This is a genomic window from Anaerococcus degeneri (genome assembly GCF_017874475.1).
GTDB lineage: Bacteria > Bacillota > Clostridia > Tissierellales > Peptoniphilaceae > Anaerococcus > Anaerococcus degeneri.
This window is the reverse complement of sequence record NZ_JAGGLO010000001.1, coordinates 410,624-428,542: the sequence shown is the minus strand read 5'-3', so window position 1 is coordinate 428,542 and position 17,919 is coordinate 410,624. Positions and strand designations below refer to the sequence as shown.

The window sequence follows — 17,919 nt, the reverse complement described above, 5'->3', positions numbered from 1 at the left end:
CCTTATTTATTGTGTTCTTTAACTAATTCTTCAACTTCAGAAGCAAGTTCCATGTCTATTGCTTTTTCAGCAAAGATTTTTTCTTCAGCTTGGCTTGATTTTAAAATTGTATCTTTAATTTCAGCTATCTTTGCAGAAGACCCTGAAAATTCATCTAATCCTAGACCAAGTAAAAGCTTAGTAGCTTCTGTATCAGCAGCAAATGCTCCACACATACCTGTCCATTTACCAGCTTGGTGAGAAACATCAATTACATGTTTAATCGCTCTAAGAACCGCTGGATTGTAGTTTGAGTACATATGCGCTATATTCTCATTTCCTCTATCCACAGCAAGAGTGTATTGGGTCAAGTCATTAGTTCCTATTGAGAAGAAGTCAGCGTATTTTATAAATTTATCAGCCATTATTATTGAAGCTGAGGTTTCAACCATGATTCCAACATCTAGGTCTTTATTGAAGTCAATTCCTTCTTTATCAAGGTCTTTTTTAATTTCTTCAATTAATTCAATTGATTTCTTTAACTCATCAATATTTACAACGAAAGGAATCATTATCTTAAGGTTACCAAAGGCAGAAGCTCTTACTAGAGCCCTTAGTTGAGTTCTAAATATATCTTCCTTGTCTAAGCATAAACGAATCGCTCTGTAGCCTAGGAATGGATTTTCTTCTACTGGGAATTTGAAATAATCAAGTCCCTTATCTCCACCAATGTCAAGCGTTCTTATAATAAGAGGTTTTTCACCAAGCATTTCAGTTGCTTGTTTGTAGACTTCAAACTGAACTTCTTCACTTGGGAATTCTGAGCTCTCCATGTACAAAAATTCTGTTCTAAAAAGGCCTACACCATCACATCCATTTTCGATAGCTAGTTTAAGATCTTCAATGTTACCAATATTTGCTGAAACTTCGATTTTTTTGCCATCAGTAGTAACAGCTTCCATATCTTTGACGTTCTTAAGTCTTTCTTTCTTTTCTCTTTGTTCAACAATTAATTTTTCGTACTTTTCGATTTCTTCTTGGCTTGGATTGATAATAAGTAATCCTTCATATCCATCTATAATAGCCTTTTCTCCACCCTTTAGCTTGGTAGATACGTTTGCCATACCAACTAGAGCTGGCATATCTAAAGTTTGGGCAATTATAGAAGTATGGCTGGTCTTTCCACCTAAATCTGTAGCAAAACCGACAACAGCTTCTTTATCCATATTTGCAGTATCTGATGGGGTTAATTCTTTAGAAATAATTATGCTTCCTTTTTCAAGATTAGATAAATCTTTTGGTTTAATTCCCTTTAATTTATACATAACTTGGAAGCCAATATCTTGATAGTCACTTGCACGTTCTTTTAGGTATTCATCATCAAGAGCACTCATAATTTCAACCATCTCTCTGACTGTTTCATCTAGAGCAAGTTCACTATTTTTATTTTCGTTTTTGATTTTTCCTTCAATTGTGTCAGAAAAATATGGGTCTTGGAGTAATTCTTTATGGGCATTTGCAATATTTTGTTGGGCTTCTGTTGGGTTATCAAGGTTATTTAAATCTTCAAAATAAGCATTAATGGCACATTTTACCTTTTGATATTCACCATCAGCTTGATCCTCGGTTATCTTTGCTTGATTAACATCTATTTTTTCTCTAGTAAATAAATAGATACTACCAATAGCATAACCAGTGCTAGCCTTAATTCCTTCGTATCTTTCAGTCATATAACTTATTCTCCTTATATTTATATTTTAAAAAAAGGATACTTTGAAAGTATCCTTTATAGACTTGATTTTATTCAGCTAAATTCTCAACAAATTCTACTAATTCGTCAGCGAATTTTTCTTCATCGTCGCCTTCTACGATTAGTTTGATTTCTGTTCCTTTAGCAATTCCAAGGCTCATAACATTGAAGATGCTCTTTGCGTTTGCTTCTTTTTCATCTTTTATAATTGTAACTTCACCTGGATAGTTTTTTACGAATTGTACTAATGATGCTGCTGGTCTAGCATGTAAACCTGTTTCATTTGTAACAACTACTGTTCTTTCTGCCATAAAATCCTCCTAAATTGATTTTTATTTATAATTATATTCTACTATTTTTAAAAAAATTAACAATACTTTAACTAATAACTTTGGTTGATTCTCTTTTATTTATTTGAGCGTCAATAATCCAGTCATCTTCTAAAATATCAGATTCCTTTTTAATTCTCTTGATTAAGGCCCTTATTGAAATAGCCCCTATATCATAATATGGAATAGACACTGTAGTTAATTTTGGCCTATATATGCTAGCTATTTTGTTATCTCCAAATCCTACAACAGATAGGTCATCTGGGACTTTTATACCGTGGTCAACGCAATAGTTAATAAAACCAATAGCTATCTCATCATTCACACAGGCAACTGCGCTAATATTTTTTTCTTTAACAAGTTTTACAGCTTCATCAGCATTTGAATATCCGTCATCACTTGACATTCCATCTATTCTTAAGATATATGAATTATCTTTTCCTACGGCTTTTTCATAGCCCTTAATCATAGATTCATTGATTACGTTTTGATCTTTGCCTGCAAGCAATAATATATTTTTATGACCTGCTTCTGTTAGGCTAGATATTAGTTTATATTCTTCACTTTCATAATCAACTTTAACTGTTTTTATATTTTTATAATTGTGGTACTTATCTAAAATTACAAAAGGTATTCTTGTTTCTCTTAGTTTCACAAGTATTTCTGTAGAAATATCTTCAGTGATTATTACAAGTCCTTCAACTTGTTTGGTTGCTAAGAAGTCTATTGAATTTTCAACTTGTTTATCATCACCATAAGAACTAGTAAGCAAGATATCATATTTATATACCCTACCTATTTCTTCAATACCTCTTATCAGTTGAGCCATGTATTCGATGCCAATATCCTTAACTATTACACCTACAAGGTTTGATTTTCTCATAACTAAAGATCTAGCCAATTCATTTGGCTTAAAGTCAAGCTTATTAATTGCATCTACTACTTTTCTTCTTGCTTCTGGACTAACAGGTTTTGAATTATTCATAACCCTAGAAACCGTAGATATAGATACGCCTGCAAGCTTAGCTACGTCTTTGATAGTTGGTTGTCCCATATTTCCTCCATTATAGAAAAGACCATCATCAAGATGGTCTTAGTTTAACCTGCAATTACGTTTTTTACTATATCTATTACATCTATAATTAAAGATGAATAGTCAGTAATTGATGCAACTCCAGCTCCAAAAGTATCTACACTATCTACAGCTGTTATTCCAACATAGTTGACTGTATCTTTCACATCATCAGCTATAGAATTAACACTTGTCATTGTGTCATTTACTTTTGCTATGGCCATCTTCAAATTAGGATCTGTTACCACGCTATTAACATTTTCTACAAGACTGGTTGCCTCGTTTGTAAGATGTGGTAGTTTTGTAATCACGTTATCAATGTTGCTTGAATTCTTATTCAGAACTTCTTGAACACTTCCCAACAATTTATTCACCTTGACTAAAACTAGTACCAAAAATATTAATGCTAGTATAGCCAAGATGCTTATAATTATATTGCCTAGAAGATTAAAATCTATAGTTATACTCATTTATATCTCCTTGACTAATTATCTTTATGTTTTACTTTTAAATCGTTCTCTTTTACCTTTTCTTTTGTTTCTTTAGCTTCTTCTTTTATTTCTTTTACGCCTTCTTCAACTTCTTCTTTGCTTTCTTTTACTTCTTTTGAGATTTCTTCTTTCTTCTCATCAGCAACTTTAGAAATTTCTCCAGCGCTTTCTTTAACTATTTCTTTTACATCCTTTGCTCCGTCAGCAAGAGATTCTTTTACTTCTTTAGAGGCTTCTTTTATTTGTCTTCCTGTATCTTTTGCAACTTCTGCTCCGTACTCAATACCATCTTTAATCGGTTGAAGATCTGTATAAGCTCTATATTTTAAATCTTCATATCCATCCTTTGCTTGGTCAATCACGTCATAAGTTGTATCTCTAACAGTATCAACTGTATCATTAAAAGCTTCTTTTAAATCTTCTCTAGTTTGTTTGCCAGATTTTGGGGCAAATAAAATACCAGCGGCTGCACCTACAAGTGCACCTACTAAAAGACCTTGACCTCTCATTCTTGAATCATGGTTTTTAGCTTTCCAAATTTCGTATTTAATTTCTCTTTGCTTTGCTTTTGCTTTGCTTTCAATATAATCTTGTAATGACATATAATATTCTCCTTTATTTTATTCTTATTAATTATTACCCAAAAATAATATTTTAAAACTTAATATTATCCTAAGGGGTCCTTAACTTAAGACCTTCCCGTCTGTGAAGGTGGGCAAGCTGTCTAAAATCTCAGACTTCCACTCTAAGGAGGCTTGTCATCAAAGTCAGAACTCCGCAATCCCGTATAAAGTTTGTAGGTTTAAATTGGACCTTACCTTAGGATAATTTAATTATAATATATTTCTATATATTTTGCAAGATAAATCTTTTCACAGCTTCATTAAAAAAGGCTTAAAATCAGGGAAATCCTCAAGGATAATACTTTCCTGGCTAAGAAATTCTTTAAATTCCAAAAAATATGAGTGTAGGAGAAACCTTTCAAATTGGAATTCTGATCCATACAGAATATCACCTATTATTGGATATTTCAAATTTGAAAGACTAGCTCTGATTTGGTGGGTTTTTCCTGTCTTTATATCACATTCAATTATAGAATATTCTTCCCCTATCTCTAAGGACTTAAAATATGTAATAGCTTCCTTTCCAGCAGTATTTTTCCTATAAGACTTACTTAGCTCATCATAAGCAAGCTTAATTTTATAGAGCTCGTCTATATTTAATTCACCTTTGATATATGCCAGATACTTTTTTATAATCTTATTTTCTTCCAACTGTTTTTGGTAATATGCCTGAGCATACTTATTCTTTGCAACCATCATAAGACCTGATGTATTCATATCTAGTCTAGATATCAACCTTACTTTCGATTTTATATTATTTTCTTTGAAATAATACGCTAAATAATTTGCCAGACTTGTTTGATTCTTAGAATTTACAGTAAGTCCACTTGGTTTATTAACTACAAGTAGGTTATCGTCCTCATAGACAATTTTAAGATCTCCTTTAATAGGTTTATAGTCTAAGTTTTCATCTTCTATAAATATTTTTATAGTATCTCCTTCTTTAAGAGCAATATTTTTGAATGTTGGTTCATCATTGACAAATATTCCTACCTTAATGAGTTCTTGATAAGATCTCATAGAAATTGATTTTTCTTTTAAGAATTTTTTTAAAAATATTTTCGTAGAATTTTTAAATTTTATATATTTCATACTTACTCCTATGATATAATATAATCGAGAGGATATGATATGACAAATATAATTAATATTTTTAAAAACAAATCTAGGTATACAAACACAATCTTTCAGAGAACAAAAAAAATATTAGAGTCCAACGGTTATCAAATTAGCGGAGATTTTAACCCTCACGCATTTCTAAATCTTGTCATAGGAGGTGACGGCACTTTCCTAAATGCCGTTCATCTTTCTAATTTTTCTTCTATTCCCTTCATTGGAATAAACACTGGTCACCTTGGATTCTACCAAGAAATTGAGGTAGACATGCTAGAAGAATTCGTAGATGCCCTTAAAAAAAATCAATACAAGATTGAAGAGCTAACGGTTCTTCAATCAAAAATAAATAACAAGAGCATAAATGCCATTAATGAAGTAGTTGTTAAATCTAAGAAAAACCAAATTATTAGACTCAAAGTTTTTATTGATGGAAATTTTATAGAGGCTTATTCTGGAGATGGCCTCATAATTTCCACTCCACATGGATCTACAGCCTATAATTTATCGGCAAATGGAGCTATTTTACACCAATCCCTTAACGGTTTTCAACTAACTCCTATTGCCCCTGTCTATTCAAATTTAAATAAGTCACTAAAGTGTCCTGTTGTCCTACCAAATGATGCGACAATTGAAATATCAGTATCAAAGAGAGACAACTATCATACAATCTTTATTTTTGATGGCAGAGAATTATATACTAAAGATTACAAAATTAGCATAGGTGTTTCCCCAAATAAAATAAATAAGCTTATTCTAAATAAAAACCATTACTGGACTAATATTAAAAATAAGCTTATGTGATTAGTTAAATGTTATTGTATTAAAAATATCTCTAACCATGTTTCTTGCTAAAGGCGCAGCCACTTCACCACCTGTGCCTTGGCTATCTTCTATTACCAAAGCAAAGGCTATTTTGGGCTCATAGGCAGGTGCAAATCCAACAAACCAAGCATCAACATTTCCATCAGCCTTATCGGCTGTTCCTGTTTTTCCTGCTAGTTGTACCCAATTTAGATAGGCATTGGTTCCTGTTCCTGAGTTAACTACCTCAACCATCATATCTCTAATAGTATTGGCTGTTTTCTCGCTAGTTGCTTTCGATAAAACCTCATCATCCGCCTCAAAAATCACTTCTTTTTCTTTATTAGTAATCTTATCAACAAGTCTTGGTCTCATCATAACTCCATCATTAGCAATAGCAGATGTTATCATCGCCATATGAAGAGGAGTAATTTGAGTCTTTCCATATCCAAAACCAGTCATCGCAAGATCTGCTTCATTTAAATCTTTAAAAGGTATAACAGAATTATTCTTATCTAGGTCAAACTCGTAATCTTTATTAAAAACAAATTTTTCACTAGTTTTAGCAAGTTTATCCTTGCCAAGGTTAACAGCCTTATTCGCAAAATATGTATTTGCTGAATTAATAAATGCTGATCTTAAATCAAGATTTCCAAAAATTTGATCACCATAGTTCTTAATCTCGAAACCTTGGATAATTTCGCTTCCTTCATCCTTATATGATGTATCTATCTTATTTTCTAGAATCGAAGCAGAGGTTATTATTTTAAAGACAGATCCAGGCCTATATAGACCAAGAGTTGCCCTATTAACTAGCCTACCATCTGTTGTTTGAATTAGATTATTCCAATCATTGTCTAAAGTATTTGGGTTGAAACTCGGTGTTGAAACCATTGCTAGAATTTGACCAGTACTTGGATTCATAATAACACAAGAACCCTTGTACGCACTTAAGTAATTATAAACAATATTTTGAATATTTTGATCTAAACTTAAATGAAGGTCATTTCCTGTATCATTTTTGACAACCATTTTTCTAAAATTACTAAAGTTTTCTCCACTTATAGCAAGAAGTTCTTTATTATAAGATTTCTCAATTCCTGTCTTTCCATAAGTATTAGAAGAATATCCAGTAACTGGAGCTGAAGCTTGCGGATAATTATAAATCCTTACCTGTTTACCTGACCCATCTTTCTCGCTATAGGCTAATACATTTTCGTTCCTATCATAAATACTTCCCCTTTTAACCAGGTCCTCATTTAACCAAAGTCTCCTATTGTGTGAATTATCCGCCAATGATTTTGCCTTAAACAATTGGAAGTAAACTAAGTATAAAGCTACAAACATAAACAAAAATACAAAAAACACCATAACAAAGACAAGTCTTTTATTTAAGGTTGATTTTGTTAGTACTTTAAGTTGGCTATTTTCCTTATATCTTTGTTTTTCTTCTACCTCTTTAATTTTATCTATAAAGCTTTTACCAGTAGTTCTTTTTTTACTCGGTTTTTTATCAGTCATTTTGTCCTCCTTCCTTTATTTCTTCCCCGCAATATTGGAGACAACCTAGGAGGATAAAACCTGCTAGCATTGAAGATCCGCCCTGGCTGATGAATGGTAAGGTGACACCTGTTAGAGGTATGAGTTTTAATACTCCACCTAAGATTATAAAGGTTTGTAGTGCAAATAATACTCCTATACAAAAAGCAAGGACAGAATAGAATTTGTTTTGTTGGGTGAGTGAAATTTTTATTGCCCTATAAACTAGAATCATAAATAATAGAACCACTCCTATACCCATAAAAACTCCCATTTCTTCGCAAATAGCCGAAAAAATAAAGTCTGATTCTGCAACTGGTATATAATCTGGTCTTCCAAGGCCAATTCCAGTCCCAAAAAGCCCACCACTTGCTGTTGCAAACAGAGCTTGAGTTATCTGATAGCCTGTAACGTCAATGTCTGACCATGGGTCAAGCCAAGTCGCTACCCTTATCCTAACGTGGCCAAATAAAAAATACGCAACTACCGAGCCAATGACCATGAAAAACATATTTATAAAAATTAATTTTCTATCTTTTTCATAAACAAACTGGCTTAAAATTAAAACACCAAAAAATATCAGAGCCGTTCCTAAATCCTTTTGTAGGAATAAGAATCCTATAAAGACATAAATCATAAAATTCATAAAATATCTTCCAAAAGGTTTTAAACTAATTTGGTTAAAGTTAGTGTAAAAACATGCTATAAAAAAAGCAAGTGGAACTTTAATAAACTCTGAAGGTTGGATACTAAATTTATTACCAATAATAATCCAGTTTTTAGCTCCATATAAATTTGTACCCAAAACTAAAGTTATTATAAACAAGGCAATTGAAACTCCTGCGTAAAATAAAATTAATTTATCCCATTTATTACCAATTTTTAATATAAAATAGGTCGTAAAAAATAAAATTACGCCAACCAGGTAAAACTGCAACTGTCTTCTTCCAAGCTTTGGGTCAAGTCTATAGATAATCGCAACACCTATTGAAAATAGCATGTTTACTATGAGCAGCAAAATATTGTCAGATTTAGTAAACCTATCTACTAAAAATGAAGTAAGTAGGGTGACAGCTAATATAGCTAAATAAGTGTAAAAATCAAAATTTGTTAGGTTTTCGATATTAAAAATCATAGCCAAAGACAAAGACAAGAATTCAAAGATAAACAAAAGCATATTTGCTTTAGCTCTGGTCTTTCTCATTGATTTTTCTAATATATCTATTGATTTATTCATCACGATCACCTTGGACAAATAAAAATTTAAGCGACCCAATTCTAATTATATCGCCTGATTTTAATTCAATAGCATCAACTATCTGTTCATCATTTAAGTAGGTTCCATTAGCTGATTTTAAATCTTCAAGAAAATACATGTTTTCATCTTGGAGGATTCTAGCATGAAATTTTGACAAGTACTTATCGTTAATACTTATAGTATTTCTTGCATCCCTGCCAATTGTATTATCTTCTCCCAAAAAGTAATATTCTTGAACCATAAATGAAAAACCATCGTTCAAATTTATTAATTTTAAATAAGTATCAGAATCTTGTTCTTTTTTAAGTGTAGTTCTAACATCATAATATATTATTCTAATAATAGAGTAAATAAAATAAAAAACTACAAATACAAATATATACTTCAATATTGTTGATAATAATTGATATAAAGTTAAATTTCCAAAAACATTTATTGAAAATACTTTATCAATAAGATTAAAAAATTTTTCCATATATTTAATACTCCTTGGGTATATATTATGATATTTTAAGGCTAAATTCAAGTTTTTAAGAAAAAAACCTCAGAGTTTCCCCTGAGGCCTAGAATTTATTTTATTTTATGGAGTCAATTACAGATTCCATATGCTTAACTATAGAATCTTTCTTATCTTTTGCCTTATCCATAGAATCAGCAATAGCATTTACATAAATCTTAATTTTTGGCTCTGTACCTGATGGTCTTAATGTTACCCAAGAATCATCTCCAAAATAATATTTCAATACATTTGATTTTGGAAGTCCAGTATCATCATTTTGATAGTCAATAACTTTAACTACCTTATCGCCATTAAATTCTTTGATAGGATTTGTTCTTACTTCAGTCATAATCCTTCCAATTCTTTCTTGGCCATCTACACCTTCAAGGACTATTGATATAACTTCGTTAGAATAATATCCATGTTCATCATAGATTTCTTTTATTACATCTATTAAAGTCTTGCCCTTTGCTTTGTAATATGCAGCCATTTCTGTAATCATCATAGCCGCATTTACAGAATCTTTATCTCTTACAAAATCTTTGTAGTTATATCCAATTGACTCTTCAAAACCAAATACGAACTTACCTGAATTTTCTCTTTCAAGTTCATTTGCCTTATCATAGATATTCTTAAATCCTGTTAAAACATCAAATTTTTGAACACCGTACTTAGCAGCAATTGGAGCAATTAAATCTGTAGTTACTATCGATTTAACTACTGCAGCATTATTTGGGAGTTCTCCCTTATCTTTTAGACCTGATAAAATATATTGGGTTAAAAGAGTGCCTATTAAGTTACCTGTAAGGAATTGATATTCCCCATTTTTATCCTTAACTTCTACAGCACACCTATCTGCATCTGGATCAGTTGCTAGAAGAAGGTCTGCATCAACTTTCTTTCCTAATTCTTCTGAATATTTGAAAGCCTTTGGATCTTCAGGGTTTGGATATCCAACAGTTGTGAAATCTGGATCTGGATTTTCTTGTTCTTTAACTACGTGAATATTTGTAAATCCTCTTTCATCGAGAATTCTTCTAACTAGTTTATTTCCTGTACCATTAAGTGGAGAGTAAACTACGCAAATATCCTTGTCAATTTCCTCATCATTAATTGTGCAATCTAGTATTAGGGAAATATATTTATCGATAACTTCATCTGGAACATATTCAATAATTCCATCTTTCAGACCCTCTTCAAAGTCCATTCTTGGGATTTCAAAAAAGTCTGGGTGGTCACCAATATAGGATAAAATCTTGTTGGCAGTTTCATCCATAATTTGGCTTCCTTCTTCATTGTAAGCCTTATAACCATTGTATTCTCTTGGGTTGTGAGATGCTGTTACCATTACACCTGCCACACAACCAAGTTCACGAATAGTAAACGAACATACTGGTGTTGGCTCTATGTCTTTATGGATGTAAACCTTAATGCCATTTGCAGCAAAAACTTCTGCAGCAATCTTAGAAAATTCTAGAGACTTATGTCTAACATCATAAGCAATGGCAACACCGCGTTTTTTGGCTTCTTCTCCACCTTCTGCTATGGTATCTGCAAAACCTTGGGTTGCTTGAGCTACCATGTACTTATTCATCCTATTAGTACCAGCACCAATTTTACCCCTAAGACCTGCAGTTCCGAATTTTAAAGATTGGTAAAACCTATCTTTAATTTCTTCATCATTATCCTTGATAGCTTCTAGTTCTTTTCTAGTTTCTTCATCAAACCTTTCATCTTCATACCAAGTTTCAAAAATTTTCTTATAATCCATAAGCATCTCCTATCTTATATACATTTACCGACAAAGATTCTAAGTTAATACCATGACTTATATCTATGTTTATATTATTAATACCCTCTTTATCAAAAATCTTTTCAATTTTATTAAACTTCTCAATGCCTAGATGATTTGTAAGTTTATCATGTCCTACAAACATTTCATGACCATTTGCATTTATAAGAACTAAATATTTTTTATCAAGGCTATAACCTATCAAGCTATCATCTAGACCCTCAATAAACTTAAGCCTTTTTTCTATTTCATTATAATCTGTATATTTAAAAGCTTCTATTGATTTTCTAAGAGAAATTAAGTTTTTTGTATAAGTAAATATTTCTTTATTATTTTCCTTATCTGCCCAATCTATAGCATTTACATAAAGTGGCGACCTATAAGAGTTAGCATCGTTTTTCTTACTGTGATTAAATTCATTGCCTTCATAGATAAATGGCTTACCAAAAGATAACATAATTATACCTAACGCAAGTTTAATATATGAATTAATATCACTAGTGTCATCAAGCGAAATAGCTAACTTGTCATATATAATCAAATTATCATGGCAATTAAAATAATTAATTGTCTCACTAGCATCATCTGCAAAACCAAGTCCATTACCATTATCAATTGAACCTCTAATGCCTGTTTCAATTGCATGTTTATTGTGGAAAATCCCTTGGATATAGCCCTTGCCGTATGAATTCACATCACCTTTTATAGCATCCCTAAAATCATCGTTAAAAACTCCAAAGCCATTAGACCTCTGTCTTCCCTTCCATATTTGCTGGTCATATGCTAGAGGTGAAGATAAAGCCATCCATGGCTCCCCGTATATAATAATATTAGGATTGATTTTCTTTAGCTCTTTTATCGCAATCTTTATAGTTTCTAAATCAATTAGAGCCATCAAATCAAATCTAAAGCCGTCTATTTTATATTCTTTTGCCCAATAAACCAAAGAATCTATTATAAGTTTTCTAACAAATGGTTTTTCGCTTGCAAGTTCGTTACCACAACCAGACCCATTAGAAAAACTCTCGTCAGGATTTGTCCTGTGATAATATTTAGGAGCCAAGGTATTCAGATTTGAGTCAATAGTTTTAAAAGTGTGATTAAAAACCACGTCCATAATCACACCACTTCCCCTATCGTGAAAGGCCTTCACCATCTCCTTAGCTTCCCTAACCCTAGATTTTGGATCTAAGGGATTAGTTGAGTAAGAACCTTCTGGTGCAAAATATAATTCAGGATCATAGCCCCAATTATAATTGTCATCATGGAAAAATCTTGAATGGTCTTCATCTACAGAGATAAAGTCGTAAATTGGTAAAACTTGTACATGGGTCACACCAAGCTCTTCAATATTATCAAGACCTGTCTTTACATCCTTAAACCTAGTGCCAGCTTCAGCTAGTCCTAAAAATTTACCCCTATTATAAACTCCACTAGACTTATCTGCAGTATAATTTTTTACGCTTAACTCACAAATGATAGCTTCATTTTCCTTAATATCTGGATGTTTGCTTTCCTTAAATCCTTCTGGGTTTGTATCATCTAGATTAATTACAGCCGAATACATAGAATTTATCGATGCTGAAACTGCATATGGGTCAGTTACTTCATACTTATCTTCAACAATATAATTATAAAAATATCCGTCGTAATCACCCTTTATACTTACTGTAAATATACCCATTTCATCCTTTTTCATAGGGTGAATATCTCTTCTGACTTTTTTATAATCATCTGTTATTACTAGGTCAATCTTATCTCGATTTGGAGCAAACACCTTAAATGTAGTTTCATTTTTAGAATAAATCGCTCCTAATTTAATTTCTTTAATTTCTTTATAGCTAATATTGTTAACTAAGTTCATTATCTTTATTAATTACTTCATCCAATCTAAAATTATTTGCCCACAATATATTTTCAATTTGTCTACTTATCCATTTATCAACATCTAAAAAGTCCTTCTTGATAATTTTACGAGTATCAAGTAAGTCTTCTAGATCATAAAAACACTTAAAGGAGTCATTGTACATAAGCAACTGATCATATATAGTCTTGAAATTATAAGGGAAAACTTCATAGGATTCATTTAATAAATTGTCTATAGTAAACTTAACAACATGCTTATCATAATAAAATTCGTTAGCATTATAAGAATTTTCTTCATTTAATTTTTTGACTTGGTTAAAGTCAGCGCCAAAAGTATAAAATGAATTTGATTTAGCAAGATTGTCCACAATCCCTCCCTTAGATGATAGGATATTGGACATGTTAAAGCTGGCATTTAAAATATTGAAATTCTGATTATCAAGGGTTGGCAGGGTTAGATTTGAATATAAGTCAACCGCCGGTAAGATTCCTTTAATTTTTTCAACATTTAAATCTTCTATAAAAACAATTTTAATCTTTTCCCTAATAAATTTATCCTTATCTATCATTTTCTTAAGAGCTATGATAAATTTAATGGTCTCTTTTGCCATGAAGTATCCTTCGTTGGCTTTACCTGAAAATATATAAGTGGTTGGCGTTAGCATAAGGTTACTATTATATTTTAACATGTAATACTCATAAGCAATGGCCAGACAATTAAGAATCTGCCTTTTGCTTTCATGCATTATAGTTAATTGTATATCAAAAATAGAGTATGGGTTTATTACATCACCCGTCCTATCTTTCACAATTTTTGCGAACGCACTTTTATTATTGTACTTTACTTTGTCTAAATCAAGAATAAAATTCTTATTATTTTTTAGTTTTTTAAATTTTTCAATTTTTTCATAATGGTAAGAACTTATGCCGTAGTCTTTTAAAAGATTTGTAAGACCTGCATTCGCAGACTCGGCATAAAGAATCCTATCAGTTCCATAATTATAATATGAATGATTAATATCATTTTCTCTAGAATCTGAAATTATTTTTGATAAGTAGTGATATTCCCCTGACAGATATTTATTTATATTCCTAAAATATACTTTGCCATTTTTTACAAGATTAATATCCCTAGACCTAATTTGAAGATTTTTTTGAATCTCAATTATTACATCCATTGCCCCTGGATTTATCCTTCTTATCATGTCTATATCATAAACTTCGACACTATCATCTGTTATCGAAAAAGCAACATGTTCAAAAACATTTCTTGCCATCTCAATAGCTTTGGACATATCATAGGCATATTCTTGAGTTAGGATCCTAATAAATTCTATTATTGCAAGGCTTGGGTGAATATCATGAGTGTATATTTTTATGTTTTTTTCAATACCTTCAATTTGACCATGTCTTTTATTATGCCTTCTAAATATATCTCTAACTGCAGATACCGAATAAAAATATTCTTGCTTTAACCTAAAAATCTTACCTTCATAGGTAGAATCATCTATATATAAGAATTTATTTATAGAACTAACATTTATATAGTCATCGTAAGCTTTTAAAAAATCTCCCCTTGAAAAATCATCAATATTTATAGCATTTAGTGGTTCAGATTTAAAAAGTCTTAAGGTATTTACAAAGCAAGCATCATCGCTTAATATTGGCATATCATAGGCAACTGATTTATTTTTTCTACCATCAATATCAAGCAAGTAGGTAAAGGCCTTCTTATGTTCCCAGTTGGAACCTTGTTCAAGCCAAAAATCCGAATATTCAACCTGTCTTCCATCAATTATTTTTTGCTTTAAGTTTCCATTTTCATACCTAAGAGCATAGGCAACCGCACGTTTATTTTCGTTAGCAAGAGCGTTAATTAAGGCAGATGAACCTATACCAATATCTCCAACACCTAGATCAGCTTCCTTTTCACATGCTAGGATGTCATCAAAATTGAAACCTAATTCATCAAGAGCTCCTGTAATTTCGTCTTTAATCTTAAGTCTACGGATATTTCTTTCTATAAACTTACCTGGTAGATATTCGAAGGATAAAATGTAATAATCCTTATCACCACCTAGGGCTTTTGATCTTACCCAAGTCTTACCAATGATTTCCATCATGTACCTACAAAGGCAGTCATATACTTCATTTATTCTTGCGTTTTCAATATTTTTCGCATAAAAAGAATACAAAAAACTTTGTATTCTTTTTATGATAAAATCTTTATCATTTTTCATATTTTCTAAGCTTTAATTCGTTCGTACAAATCTAAATATTTTTCAGATGACATTTCCCAGTCATTCTTTTGCTTCATCGCATTTTCTATCAAGTGTCTATGGACATCCTTTTTGTTATTATATACTTCGACGGCATTTTTAGCAGCAAATAAAAGCTCGTGAGCATTTATATTTGCAAATGAATAGCCAGTTCCTTCTCCAGTGTATTCATTATAAGGAATTACAGTATCTTTTAAACCACCAGCTTCCCTGACAATTGGTAGAGATCCATAGCGCATAGCTATAAGCTGGCTTATACCGCAAGGTTCTGAGATTGAAGGCATAAGATAAAAATCAGATCCAGCATAGATGTCATGCGATTCTCTATCATTATAATATATCCTCGCAGCTACCTTATCTGGATACTTCCACTCAAAATATTTGAACATTTCCTCATAGGTATAATCACCTGTGCCTAGGACTACTAACTGGACATCTTCTTGTAAGAATTCTTCTAAAATATATCTTACAAGGTCCATACCCTTCATTTCATTAAGTCTTGAAACTATACCAAATACAGGAACATCTTCTCTTTCTGGAAGATTATAAAGTTTCTGTAATTCTTTTTTATTCACATACTTATCATCAATAGAATCTAAGTCGTAATTTTTAGCTAGGTTTTTATCGGTTTTTGGATTCCAAACATCATAGTCAATGCCGTTTACAATTCCATCCAGCTTAAAGTTATATTCCCTAATTACTCCGTCAAGACCTTCGCCATAGAAAGGATATTGAATTTCTCTTGCATAATTTTCTGATACTGTATTTACATGAGTTGCGTGAATAATACCGCCCTTCATAAAGTTTATGGCATCAAAATACTTTAAGTCATTTTCATTAAAATATCTTCCATCAAGTCCAGCTAAGGCCATGTAGTCAGAGTTGAAAACTCCCTGGTATTTTAGGTTGTGAATAGTAAATAGAGTCCTTATGTCTTCATAAAAACTATCACCCTGTCTAAAGTCATTTACAAAAACGTTGACCATAGCAGTATGCCAATCATTTGAATGGATTATATCTGGTTTAAAATTAATTTCTTTTGGTAGAAGAGTACATGCCTTCGAATAATAGATATATCTCTCAGCATCGTCATCATAACCATACAGACCATCTCTGTCAAAATATTCAAGGTTATCTATAAAATAATAAGTTACTCCATCCCATTCTAACTGATAAACTCCAGCGTATTGGTGTTTCCAATCAAGGTCTACATAAAATTCTGTGATTTTTTCCATTTTTTCGCGGTAGGTATTATCAATGCCTTTATGTAAAGGTAAAACTACTCTTATGTCCACACCTTTTTTCTTAAGTTCCTTTGGAAGGGCCCCAGCAACATCTGCAAGCCCTCCAGTTTTTATGAATGGTACTGATTCACTTGTTAGAAAAAGTATATTCATTAATAACTCCTTTGATCTAATGATTCATTCTTTCCTGTAACATATGGATTAGCCCTATTACCAAATAATCTTACATCATGACCAATCTCTGTACCTTTATCAGTAATTACAAAATTTAGAATAGCACCGTCACCTATTACAGAATCTTGGAAAATTATGGAGTTTCTTATTATAGCTCCCTTTCCAATTTTAGCGCCCCTAAATATAATAGAATTTTCAACTTCACCCTCTATAACTCCACCATTTGCTATAAGTGAGTTTTTAACATTGGCGTTTTTAGTATAGGTAGTTGATGGCTCATCTTTTGATTTTGTATAAACTAAACCATCCTTATAGAATAGGCCATCAAAAATGTCCTCGTCAAGTAATCTCATATTTACTTCATAGAAGGAATTTACATCCTTAATAATTTCAAATTCTTTCTCTTGTCTATAGAAATCAATATTAAGCTTACCAGGATAAGCAAAAATTGCAGATAACATTGAATTTGAAACATTAGCTTGCATAGCATGTCTTAGGACTCTTAAGAAAGATTCCTTTTTCATAATTAATGATCCTAGGAATAAGTCAACTGTATCTGTAATTCCAAGGTTCATGCCAACACCTGTTGGTTTTCCTGAATCATCAGAATTAATAATGGATTGGTTTAAGTACTCCCCGTCCTTATCTACAGTCTTATTCGATAAGATTAAACAATCTATGTCTTCTTCTTTCATTCTTTCCATTGCATCGCCAATGTCTTCTTTTATAATATACATTGGGTTTTTGATGTATACATATTCAAAATCATGGTCTTGGAAATATACTATTGTATCGTAGTAAGTCTCAACTTCGCTTCTTGGTCCTTTATTGGCTAGACCAACTGGGTTTATCATGAGACCGCCATTTCTCCTATTTAATTCCCAGCTTTTACCATTACCAACGTGGTCAAGAGTCGAACGCAACTTGCTACCTGCATACAAGATAACCCTATTTATATCATAATTCGCAAGATTAGACAAAGCGAAATCTATAATTCTATATCTGCCACCAAATGGTAACATATAATCTGGCCTAAATTTACATAAAGGACCATAATTTGATTCATTAAAGTCTGGACTATAAACTAAAGCGACAATTCTTTCCATC

At 31.7% G+C, this 17,919-nt stretch carries 15 protein-coding genes; 1 reads left to right on the top strand and 14 read right to left on the bottom strand.

What is annotated here, in order from left to right; all coding sequences use genetic code 11:
• Positions 1-2: 2 nt before the first annotated feature.
• From ptsP to J2Z38_RS02020, 6 genes are all read right to left on the bottom strand, one after another.
• Positions 3-1,709 carry a phosphoenolpyruvate--protein phosphotransferase gene (ptsP, locus tag J2Z38_RS02045; protein ID WP_209771830.1) on the bottom strand — a complete coding sequence of 569 codons (1,707 nt, stop codon included), beginning with the start codon at positions 1,707-1,709 and terminating at the stop codon, positions 3-5.
• Positions 1,710-1,779: 70 nt separating this feature from the next.
• Complete coding sequence (locus tag J2Z38_RS02040; protein ID WP_209771828.1) at positions 1,780-2,040, bottom strand: HPr family phosphocarrier protein; 261 nt, start codon at positions 2,038-2,040, stop codon at positions 1,780-1,782.
• Between the two features lie 67 nt (positions 2,041-2,107).
• Positions 2,108-3,112 (bottom strand): LacI family DNA-binding transcriptional regulator, encoded by a 1,005-nt coding sequence (locus J2Z38_RS02035; protein ID WP_209771826.1) that lies wholly within the window; start codon positions 3,110-3,112, stop codon positions 2,108-2,110.
• A gap of 44 nt (positions 3,113-3,156) precedes the next feature.
• Positions 3,157-3,600 carry a hypothetical protein gene (locus J2Z38_RS02030; RefSeq protein WP_209771824.1) on the bottom strand — a complete coding sequence of 148 codons (444 nt, stop codon included), beginning with the start codon at positions 3,598-3,600 and terminating at the stop codon, positions 3,157-3,159.
• A 14-nt stretch (positions 3,601-3,614) separates the two neighbouring features.
• On the bottom strand, positions 3,615-4,223 hold the full coding sequence (locus tag J2Z38_RS02025; protein ID WP_209771822.1) for a YtxH domain-containing protein: 609 nt from the start codon (positions 4,221-4,223) through the stop codon (positions 3,615-3,617).
• A gap of 270 nt (positions 4,224-4,493) precedes the next feature.
• Positions 4,494-5,336, bottom strand: coding sequence for an RluA family pseudouridine synthase (locus J2Z38_RS02020; RefSeq protein WP_209771820.1), 843 nt, complete (start codon positions 5,334-5,336; stop codon positions 4,494-4,496).
• Positions 5,337-5,375: 39 nt separating this feature from the next.
• Between J2Z38_RS02020 and J2Z38_RS02015 the strand changes: the two genes are divergently transcribed.
• On the top strand, positions 5,376-6,161 hold the full coding sequence (locus J2Z38_RS02015) for an NAD(+)/NADH kinase (protein WP_209771818.1): 786 nt from the start codon (positions 5,376-5,378) through the stop codon (positions 6,159-6,161).
• Here J2Z38_RS02015 and J2Z38_RS02010 read toward each other — a convergent pair whose 3' ends face one another.
• The 8 genes from J2Z38_RS02010 to glgD form a co-directional block, all read right to left on the bottom strand.
• On the bottom strand, positions 6,162-7,682 hold the full coding sequence (locus J2Z38_RS02010) for a peptidoglycan D,D-transpeptidase FtsI family protein (protein ID WP_209771816.1): 1,521 nt from the start codon (positions 7,680-7,682) through the stop codon (positions 6,162-6,164).
• Complete coding sequence (locus tag J2Z38_RS02005; RefSeq protein WP_209771814.1) at positions 7,675-8,937, bottom strand: FtsW/RodA/SpoVE family cell cycle protein; 1,263 nt, start codon at positions 8,935-8,937, stop codon at positions 7,675-7,677. The genes J2Z38_RS02010 and J2Z38_RS02005 overlap by 8 nt, the downstream gene beginning before the upstream one ends.
• On the bottom strand, positions 8,930-9,433 hold the full coding sequence (locus tag J2Z38_RS02000; protein ID WP_209771812.1) for an FHA domain-containing protein: 504 nt from the start codon (positions 9,431-9,433) through the stop codon (positions 8,930-8,932). The genes J2Z38_RS02005 and J2Z38_RS02000 overlap by 8 nt, the downstream gene beginning before the upstream one ends.
• A 100-nt stretch (positions 9,434-9,533) precedes the next feature.
• Entirely contained in the window at positions 9,534-11,228 is a 1,695-nt protein-coding gene (locus tag J2Z38_RS01995; protein ID WP_209771809.1) for a phospho-sugar mutase, read from the bottom strand.
• Positions 11,218-13,113 (bottom strand): type I pullulanase, encoded by a 1,896-nt coding sequence (pulA, locus tag J2Z38_RS01990; protein WP_209771807.1) that lies wholly within the window; start codon positions 13,111-13,113, stop codon positions 11,218-11,220. Before pulA ends, J2Z38_RS01995 begins: the two co-directional genes overlap by 11 nt.
• Positions 13,100-15,355, bottom strand: coding sequence for a glycogen/starch/alpha-glucan phosphorylase (locus J2Z38_RS01985; RefSeq protein WP_209771805.1), 2,256 nt, complete (start codon positions 15,353-15,355; stop codon positions 13,100-13,102). Before J2Z38_RS01985 ends, pulA begins: the two co-directional genes overlap by 14 nt.
• A gap of 5 nt (positions 15,356-15,360) precedes the next feature.
• Positions 15,361-16,791 (bottom strand): glycogen synthase GlgA, encoded by a 1,431-nt coding sequence (gene glgA / locus J2Z38_RS01980; RefSeq protein WP_209771803.1) that lies wholly within the window; start codon positions 16,789-16,791, stop codon positions 15,361-15,363.
• Positions 16,791-17,918 carry a glucose-1-phosphate adenylyltransferase subunit GlgD gene (gene glgD, locus J2Z38_RS01975; RefSeq protein WP_209771801.1) on the bottom strand — a complete coding sequence of 376 codons (1,128 nt, stop codon included), beginning with the start codon at positions 17,916-17,918 and terminating at the stop codon, positions 16,791-16,793. The genes glgA and glgD overlap by 1 nt, the downstream gene beginning before the upstream one ends.
• Position 17,919 lies beyond the last annotated feature (1 nt).

Bases quoted from the DNA above. Each gene is read 5' to 3' on its own strand.
- glgA (WP_209771803.1), bottom strand. From the start codon at position 16,791: ATGAATATACTTTTTCTAACAAGTGAATCAGTACCATTCATAAAAACT.
- J2Z38_RS01985 (WP_209771805.1), bottom strand. From the start codon at position 15,355: ATGAAAAATGATAAAGATTTTATCATAAAAAGAATACAAAGTTTTTTG.
- ptsP (WP_209771830.1), bottom strand. From the start codon at position 1,709: ATGACTGAAAGATACGAAGGAATTAAGGCTAGCACTGGTTATGCTATT.
- J2Z38_RS02010 (WP_209771816.1), bottom strand. From the start codon at position 7,682: ATGACTGATAAAAAACCGAGTAAAAAAAGAACTACTGGTAAAAGCTTT.
- J2Z38_RS02020 (WP_209771820.1), bottom strand. From the start codon at position 5,336: ATGAAATATATAAAATTTAAAAATTCTACGAAAATATTTTTAAAAAAA.
- pulA (WP_209771807.1), bottom strand. From the start codon at position 13,113: ATGAACTTAGTTAACAATATTAGCTATAAAGAAATTAAAGAAATTAAA.
- J2Z38_RS02025 (WP_209771822.1), bottom strand. From the start codon at position 4,223: ATGTCATTACAAGATTATATTGAAAGCAAAGCAAAAGCAAAGCAAAGA.
- J2Z38_RS02005 (WP_209771814.1), bottom strand. From the start codon at position 8,937: ATGAATAAATCAATAGATATATTAGAAAAATCAATGAGAAAGACCAGA.
- J2Z38_RS02000 (WP_209771812.1), bottom strand. From the start codon at position 9,433: ATGGAAAAATTTTTTAATCTTATTGATAAAGTATTTTCAATAAATGTT.
- J2Z38_RS02035 (WP_209771826.1), bottom strand. From the start codon at position 3,112: ATGGGACAACCAACTATCAAAGACGTAGCTAAGCTTGCAGGCGTATCT.
- J2Z38_RS02030 (WP_209771824.1), bottom strand. From the start codon at position 3,600: ATGAGTATAACTATAGATTTTAATCTTCTAGGCAATATAATTATAAGC.
- J2Z38_RS02040 (WP_209771828.1), bottom strand. From the start codon at position 2,040: ATGGCAGAAAGAACAGTAGTTGTTACAAATGAAACAGGTTTACATGCT.
- J2Z38_RS01995 (WP_209771809.1), bottom strand. From the start codon at position 11,228: ATGGATTATAAGAAAATTTTTGAAACTTGGTATGAAGATGAAAGGTTT.
- J2Z38_RS02015 (WP_209771818.1), top strand. From the start codon at position 5,376: ATGACAAATATAATTAATATTTTTAAAAACAAATCTAGGTATACAAAC.
- glgD (WP_209771801.1), bottom strand. From the start codon at position 17,918: ATGGAAAGAATTGTCGCTTTAGTTTATAGTCCAGACTTTAATGAATCA.